The organism is Shimia marina (assembly GCF_001458175.1).
Classification (GTDB): Bacteria; Pseudomonadota; Alphaproteobacteria; order Rhodobacterales; family Rhodobacteraceae; genus Shimia; species Shimia marina.
This window is the reverse complement of the sequence record NZ_CYPW01000012.1, coordinates 1-3,172: the sequence shown is the minus strand read 5'-3', so window position 1 is coordinate 3,172 and position 3,172 is coordinate 1. Positions and strand designations below refer to the sequence as shown.

At 51.4% G+C, this 3,172-nt stretch carries 4 protein-coding genes; all 4 read right to left on the bottom strand.

Going from position 1 to position 3,172, the window contains the following annotated elements; genetic code table 11:
- Positions 1–163: 163 nt before the first annotated feature.
- Positions 164–337 (bottom strand): hypothetical protein, encoded by a 174-nt coding sequence (locus tag SHM7688_RS19725; protein WP_158500674.1) that lies wholly within the window; start codon positions 335–337, stop codon positions 164–166.
- A 188-nt stretch (positions 338–525) separates the two neighbouring features.
- Positions 526–960 (bottom strand): response regulator, encoded by a 435-nt coding sequence (locus SHM7688_RS07385; protein ID WP_058239303.1) that lies wholly within the window; start codon positions 958–960, stop codon positions 526–528.
- The gene (locus SHM7688_RS07380; RefSeq protein WP_083498982.1) at positions 957–2,540 is read right to left on the bottom strand and encodes a sensor histidine kinase; all 1,584 of its coding nucleotides are present in this window, start codon (positions 2,538–2,540) and stop codon (positions 957–959) included. Before SHM7688_RS07380 ends, SHM7688_RS07385 begins: the two co-directional genes overlap by 4 nt.
- Before the next feature lie 335 nt (positions 2,541–2,875).
- On the bottom strand, positions 2,876–3,172 hold a 297-nt coding region (locus SHM7688_RS20010), incomplete at its 5' end, for a hypothetical protein (RefSeq protein ID WP_233486599.1).

The following is a 3,172-nucleotide window of genomic DNA, read 5'->3' as shown; positions in this document are numbered from 1 at the left end:
CGCTCAGCAGGCCTTGACCGCAACCTAATCACAAGAAAGAAACAGGAACGGATTCTACATCCAAACGGCCCGGATCAAGGGGCTGGGTCAGACCCGAAACAGATGTTCGGGCCAACCTTCGCTTGCGCGGATTACTACGATGTCGTCGGGATGGAGCCTCAGTTCAACCATCACTTGCGCCCTTTATCCAGGCGGAGAGGAAGACCAAGATCAGCATCATCGATATTGCGGGATGCGTGCGCGCTCCAAGCCAGAGGATCGCAGTCAACACGGAACGCGGTGGTGCGCTCATAAGAAAACCCCCGGCAGCATCGCCGAGGGTGCGAAACGATTTCATGATGTATCTCCTTACGTTGTCTCTATTTTAGATACGCAAGGCGGCTCGGTTTTCGCTTCCGAACTTAATACCACTCTGGCTAACTGCGTGCTAGCGGAGCGCACGTCTCCTTTTGTGCCGCACCAAAACAGGTAACGATGACAGATCACCGCGTAGTACCTGCCCCCCTGAAGCTCGCACAACGTTCACTAGCGGGCGTTTTCCAATGGCGATGGTTGCACGGCAGTATCCGTATCGAACAGGCTTTCCTTTAAAACCTGTGTCAGTGTTTCCAACTTAACCGGCTTTGGGATAAAGCCATCGAAGCCAGCTTGGTCACAAGCCTCTTTCTGCGCAACTGATACGTGCGCCGTAACGGCAATGATTTTAGGAGTTGTTGCACCGCGTAATTTTTGAAGCTCTCGAGCCGCCTCAATACCACCCATGCCGGGCATATCGATGTCCATCAAGATCAAATCATAGTCCTCAGCCATGGCTTTTGACACGCACTCAAAGCCGTCTTCTACCAGATCACAGGTAAGCCCGCAGTGTTTTAAGAGCCTCTGTATGATCTTACGGTTGACTGGCTCATCGTCGGCAACAAGAATACTTAAGTTGCGTGCGGCTAGGTCTGCTTCCATCATACTGCCCTCCGTAATTCGTGCACTTTAACTTCTGCGGATGAGATGATTTCCGTTGGTATTTCAAGGGTAAACGTTGATCCGCTCCCCAGCTGACTCTCAAGTGTAATCTTTCCATTGGCTTTTTGGGCTATCCCTTGAGCAATAGACAGGCCTAAGCCTGTCCCCCCGGCTTTGCGGGTGGACGAACTGTCAACTTGAGTGAAGCGGTCGAAGATTTTTTCTTGATCTTCAATAGCGATACCCACCCCGGTATCTTTGACGCTGATACGCAATACACCATGCTGTTCATCCTCAGATTGCTCGACGACAGCTTCTACCGTAATGGTCCCCGCTTCGGTGAACTTTATCGCATTTCCCACGAGGTTCACTACAATCTGTCTGAGGCGTTTCACATCACCCAGTATCGGCGGCATGTGTCGCGAAACACGAACTTCCAAAGACAGGCCTTTTTTCTGCGTCAGTACATTCGCAAAGTTCGTCGCACTTTTAATAAGATCTGACACGTCCAACGGATCTTCACGCATTTCAAGCGCTCCAGCCTCAATTTCACCGAACGTCAAAATCTCCTCGATAAGGTCCATTTGGTTTGCCGCGCATGAGTTCAGGATGTCGATGAGATCTTTATCTTCCTCTGATAGATCGGCCACTTCCAGCAATTGTGCTGCGCCGATTATCCCATTCATGGGGGTACGTAATTCGTGACTGATTGTCGCAAGAAACTGGGTTTTAGCCATGTCCGAGGCTTGAGCAGCCATCGCCTCTTCTCTCAGCTGCAATTGCATCTCTAGGATCTGATTAATGAGTGGCCGAACAATGCTCACCCACGCAAAGATTGCAGCAAGACATGCAGCAGCAACCATCAAAAATGTGAGAAAAATTGGCGCTTGGTATGCACCTCGAGCGGTTGCATTCAGGAGCGTAGTTACTTGGTTAATCTTGTTATCAGGCAGCATTTCATATGCTGACCAAAATTGGTCAAAGGTGAGGGGGGCGGGTGCTTCTATGAGATCAGCTGCAGCCAGAAGGCTCATTCCGACCGCTTTCTCAATAGAAACCTGCTCAAAGGAGGACACTTCCCATTCGTTTTCCTCCTCCCATACTTCAACGAGAGATGAGGGCATTTCATGCTCAAACAAGCCAAGCTCTCGACTTACCTGCTCAGGGTTTATAGCGGCCTCCCGTATACGGGCGGTCAGCAACTCGCGATTTTCGGCGTTACTTACCTCAAGCGTCTCTTCGCCATCGGGATCAGCCGCACGTAACGCAGTGAAGAGCTTAAGCGCATCCCCGTAAGTCTTCTGAAATTCTCCAAGATCCGATTCACGTCCGGTTTCCAGAAGCGCGACGTCGCCTTTTAATTTTGCCATGCCTTCAAGCAGTTGACCGACCGCAATCACATAGCGTGCGTGGAGAGATGCCTTCTTCTGGTATGCGATAGAGGTCGCGCTGACAATCAGCAAAGGAATCACCAAAACTGCGATTGCAACACCAAGGCGTTTGCGCAGATGCCGCTGGCTTATTGCGGTTATAGACAGTGCACGTTTGGATGGGAGGGAGGGCATTAAAGACTCGCTTTGCATGCAGTGGGTCCATGAAAGAGAAGCGTGGAGCACACCGGTAGGCTAAAAATGTTACAAGAAGGTTAAGCCTTCACGGAGGGTCTGTAAAATAGGTAAGTATCTGCTGGCGATGTTAACCGCCTCGCCCAACTCGCCCTCTAAGGTTTTACTGAAGACCTCAGATGGTTCACGCTGGATAGCAAGGACTGCTAGTCCGTGAGCGGGTCGTCGCGTTGCTGAGAGAGATCGCGGAGGCGGATGGGCAGCTTCACGAGATGGAGTTGCTGGCAATCAATCACGTCGCTGAATGCTTACCCAAGGATCCGTGGTTTCAGCTTCCACGGTGGGCCAAGAGATCAGGACGAGGACAGGCAAAAGTGCCCCAGTTTTTGAGTTGGTTCGGGAAAGCCGATGCGTTTCATCGAGACGCAAGGCTTCCTACCACCCCAGCCATCAATTAAGACATTAGTGTTTATTGGCCTCAGCGGCTCTGCCAGCGGCAAAAATGCCCCCAAAAGTGCCCCCGCTTTCGGCTCCGTCTGAGTATAGTCAGCAAGGAAGGCGATAGGGATAAGTAATGATGGCGCAGGGAAGAGATGCGGAGAAGCCCGGAAGCTTCCCCACCTTGCATGATCATCCTCCCAAACCCAAAG

What these genes read in the sequence shown, in the direction of transcription:
- SHM7688_RS07380 (WP_083498982.1), bottom strand. Translation starts at nt 2,540, where the DNA reads ATGCAAAGCGAGTCTTTAATGCCCTCCCTCCCATCCAAACGTGCACTG.
- SHM7688_RS07385 (WP_058239303.1), bottom strand. Translation starts at nt 960, where the DNA reads ATGATGGAAGCAGACCTAGCCGCACGCAACTTAAGTATTCTTGTTGCC.
- SHM7688_RS19725 (WP_158500674.1), bottom strand. Translation starts at nt 337, where the DNA reads ATGAAATCGTTTCGCACCCTCGGCGATGCTGCCGGGGGTTTTCTTATG.